A 3,656-nucleotide genomic window follows, 5' to 3' on the forward strand; every position below is an offset into this window, starting at 1 on the left:
CCGCCGCCGTGGTCACACCCGCCACGATCGCACCGGCGCGGCCCGCGCCGCCACGGCGTCCCAGCGCCGCGTCACGCAGCCCGCGCGCGATGCCCGCCGGCAGTACGCGGGTGGTGTAACGGCGCTCGGATTCGAGCCCCTTGTCCGCCCCCACGCTCCGGGCGACCAGCGCCTTGGAGAGTCCCTCGGCATACGTACGCGTACGGAAGTAGCCGAACCGACGGCGCTCCGCCGGGACCTTGTGGTGGATGACCGACCGGTCGTCGATCAGAATCACACCGTCCGGTACGGCCCTGCTGAGCCGGATGCACAGCTCCGTCTCCTCGCAGCCCAGCGGACGCTTGTCGCCGTCGCGGCCGATGCCCGTCGCGAACCCGCCGGCGGCGTCGAACGCGGTCCGCCGGAACGAGGCGTTCCCGCCGAGCACATTGCGGACCCGTACCTTTCCGCCGGGCAGCCCCCGGTACGTACAGCCGACGACCCAGTCGAACTCCTCGGGAAACCAGTCGGGCCTGTGCCCGGACGACCAGGCGGGCTCCGTCCGTCCGCCGACGGCCAGCACCCGTGGATCCTCGTACGCTTCGTCGAAGAACCGCAGCCAGTCGCGTTCGGCCACGGCGTCGTCGTCCAGGAACGCGACCAGCTCACCGCGGGCGGCGGCGATTCCGGTGTTGCGGCCCGCGGAGAGGCCGCGAGGGCCCGCGTTGGCGAGCACCCGTACCTCTCCGCGCGCCGCGTGCTCCTGGTACTCCCGGCCGAGCCGCTCCAGCAGCGCGGTGTTGTGGTCGACCACGAGCAGTGTCTCCAGGGCCGGCAGCGACTGCGTCCGCACCGAGTCGACGGCCGCGAGGATGTCGTCCCAGCGGTCCTCGGTGTAGACGCAGATCACCACGGAGAAGGGCCGGTGACGGTGGTTCAAGACACCTCTCCCCGTGGAATCGTGACCCGCAGCGCGGCCGTGCCACCGCTCACGGCACGGGCCGTACGGGCCGCGAGGTCCATCCGCGGCGCCCGTGCGGCGCGGGCGGACCGGGGAACGCCCTTCTCCCGGAGGATCACTCCGAGGACCCGTAAGCCGTCCCGTACGGCTCTGAGATTGCTGACTCCATGGATCCGGTCGTACTCATGGCTCGGTATCTCCTGCACCTTCAGCCCGGCCTTGACGACCCGGATGTTCATCAGGGTCTCGACCTCGAATCCGGTGCAGTCCAGCGTGATGTCGTCCAGGCAGTGCCGCCAGAAGGCGTTGTAGCCGTAGCAGAGATCGGTGTAGCGGGCGCCGAACTTGGCGTTGACGACGGCGCACAGGACGCGGTTGCCGAGCTTGCGTATCGCCGTCATGTCGTCCGTGCCACCGCCGTTGGCGAAGCGCGAGCCCTTGGCGAAGTCGGCGCCGGAGACCAGGGCCGAGACATAGGAGACGATCTCCTGGCCGTCGGCCGAGCCGTCCGCGTCGACCATCACGATGATGTCGCCGGTGCACGCGGCGAATCCGCTGATCAGGGCATCGCCCTTGCCCTTGCCGCGCTGTGCGACGACCTTGACCCCGGGCCACAGCTCGCGGGCCACCCGTACGGTGTCGTCGCTCGAATCGCCGTCCACGAGGACGACTTCATGGATCCAGCCGGGCAGTGTTCTGAAGACGTACGGAAGGTTCCGTGCCTCGTTCATCGCGGGAATCACCACGCTCACGGGCGGAGCGATGGCGAGATGCGAGGAGACGGGCCGGTAGTGCTGAGCGGTGTCGCGTTCCGGTTCGCCGATCAAGGGATCTTCGCCCGGTACCGCCGGGCGCAGAAAAGCGCTCACGAGTCTCGTTCCCTCTCGTCCGGTGGACCGCCCGCCCCCGGGCGGTCCGGCTGAGTTTCCGGTTCGAAAGGGGGGTTCTCACCCCGGACATGACGGCATGGCACTCCGTGCTGAGCGGGTGAGCTTGTGGTACTGGCCGCGCGGCACGCGACTCGGTACCAGGTCCTGCCGGTCCTGCCGGACAGGCCCTGGTGCGGTCACCGAGCACGGCACCCCCCTACCGCGCCCCGCTCCGGGAGCCATCGCGACGCTTGAGCCCTCCCCTTGAGCCGCCATGCCGATGGACCGATGCGGGTGGATGTACGACGGTATTGATGAATCGGACTGTATGGCAAGACCTGGGGCCTCGTCTCACGTTTTGGCTTCTTTGGCCGTACTTCGACGGTCACATCCGTAACATCCCTGATCAGATCCATTCGATCTCTTACGAACCGCGCGCCCGGGAAACCTCGGCGAAATGTTTTTGGCATGGACACTTCCAGCGAACTGAACTGACTGGTAACACAGTTCAGGCAGAGATCCTGCTCAGGGAGGTCCCATGAAACTGTCCCGAATCACGGCATTCTCGTCCTCGCTCCTGCTGGGCGCGGTGCTCGCTCTCACCGGAGCGGCTTCCGCCCAGTCCGCGGAACGAGTCGCCGCGGTCGACTATGTGGCGCTGGGGGATTCGTACTCCTCCGGCGTCGGCGCCGGCAGCTATGACAGCTCCAGCGGCAACTGCAAGCGCACGCCGAAGGCCTATCCAGCCCTCTGGGCAGCCGCGCACGCACCTTCGTCGTTCGCGTTCACGGCGTGTTCCGGTGCCCGTACGAGTGATGTGACCGCCAGTCAGCTCGGCCCGCTCACGGCGGGCACCGACCTTGTCAGCATCAGCATCGGCGGCAACGACGCGGGCTTCGCCGATGTGATGACGACCTGTGTCCTCCAGTCGGAGGCCACCTGTCTCAGCCGGGTCGCACAGGCCCGTAGCTTCGTCGACAGCACCCTGCCCGGAAACCTCAACTCGGTGTACTCGGCGATCAGATCGAAGGCGCCCTCGGCCCGGGTGGTCGTCCTCGGCTATCCGCGCTTCTACCAGCTCAACGGGAACTGTGTCGTGGGCCTGAGTGAGAACGAGCGTGCCGCGATCAATGCCGCCGCCGACCATCTCAATCTGGTGACCTCCAAGCGGGCCGCCGACTACGGCTTCGCCTTCGCCGATGTCGCGCGGGCCTTCACCGGGCATGAGATCTGCTCGGGCTCGGCCTGGCTGCACAGCGTGAACTGGCTCAACATCGGCGAGTCGTACCACCCGACCGCCGCCGGTCAGTCGGGCGGCTATCTGCCGGTCTTCACCTCCGCCGCGTGACGCGTACCGGAGGCTGACCGTCCGGACAGCGGTTGGACAGCGGGAGTGGCGAACTGTCCAACTCGCCCTGAAATAAGATGGATCGAGCCATGGCCGTCAATCCCCGTACGGGTGTGGTTCATTGCCAAGGCGGGATACACGAGTGTCGGAAGGGGGCGATAGGGTTACCCTGCCCGGGTCGGGTGCCCTCGTACGGGTGGGGAGTGAAATGAAGCAGATAACGGTACACAACAGGGCACGAGTCCCTGCGATCACCTGCGGGAGCAGCGCGACCAGTTCGCGTCTCGACCGCCATCTCTCGGTGCTCGGCGGCCCCGCCGTACCGCAGGGAGAGACGGCCGAGGCGACGCTGCTGATGCGCGAGCTGACCTCGCGGGACGCCTCCGAGACGCATACGAGCAAGAGCGCGCGGGTCTCACTCTTCGCACCGCTGCGACGGCTGCGCCGCTCGCTGTTCGGCAGCCGCGGCTGACCGATACGGCGAGCCGGCGCCCCGACC

Annotated in this window: 4 protein-coding genes; 2 read left to right on the top strand and 2 right to left on the bottom strand. The window is 67.9% G+C overall.

The window, feature by feature from the left end; genetic code table 11:
* Together GA0115259_RS25340 and GA0115259_RS25345 are read right to left on the bottom strand one after the other, a co-directional pair.
* Window positions 1-919: glycosyltransferase family 2 protein (locus GA0115259_RS25340; RefSeq protein ID WP_141716688.1), on the bottom strand; the 919-nt coding region annotated here is incomplete at its 3' end.
* Window positions 916-1,809 carry a glycosyltransferase family 2 protein gene (locus GA0115259_RS25345; protein ID WP_093601322.1) on the bottom strand — a complete coding sequence of 298 codons (894 nt, stop codon included), beginning with the start codon at window positions 1,807-1,809 and terminating at the stop codon, window positions 916-918. The genes GA0115259_RS25345 and GA0115259_RS25340, both read right to left, overlap by 4 nt.
* 538 nt (window positions 1,810-2,347) lie before the next feature.
* On the opposite strand from GA0115259_RS25345, the gene GA0115259_RS25350 reads away from it, so the two are divergent.
* Window positions 2,348-3,157 carry an SGNH/GDSL hydrolase family protein gene (locus GA0115259_RS25350; protein ID WP_093601324.1) on the top strand — a complete coding sequence of 270 codons (810 nt, stop codon included), beginning with the start codon at window positions 2,348-2,350 and terminating at the stop codon, window positions 3,155-3,157.
* Window positions 3,158-3,365: 208 nt separating this feature from the next.
* Window positions 3,366-3,629: a hypothetical protein gene (locus GA0115259_RS25355; RefSeq protein WP_093601326.1), complete on the top strand. Its 264-nt coding sequence runs from the start codon at window positions 3,366-3,368 to the stop codon at window positions 3,627-3,629.
* Window positions 3,630-3,656 lie beyond the last annotated feature (27 nt).

Origin of the sequence: Streptomyces sp. MnatMP-M17, assembly GCF_900091995.1 — a bacterium.
In the GTDB taxonomy this organism is placed as follows: domain Bacteria; phylum Actinomycetota; class Actinomycetes; order Streptomycetales; family Streptomycetaceae; genus Streptomyces.

What these genes read in the sequence shown, in the direction of transcription:
- GA0115259_RS25350 (WP_093601324.1), top strand. Translation starts at nt 2,348, where the DNA reads ATGAAACTGTCCCGAATCACGGCATTCTCGTCCTCGCTCCTGCTGGGC.
- GA0115259_RS25355 (WP_093601326.1), top strand. Translation starts at nt 3,366, where the DNA reads ATGAAGCAGATAACGGTACACAACAGGGCACGAGTCCCTGCGATCACC.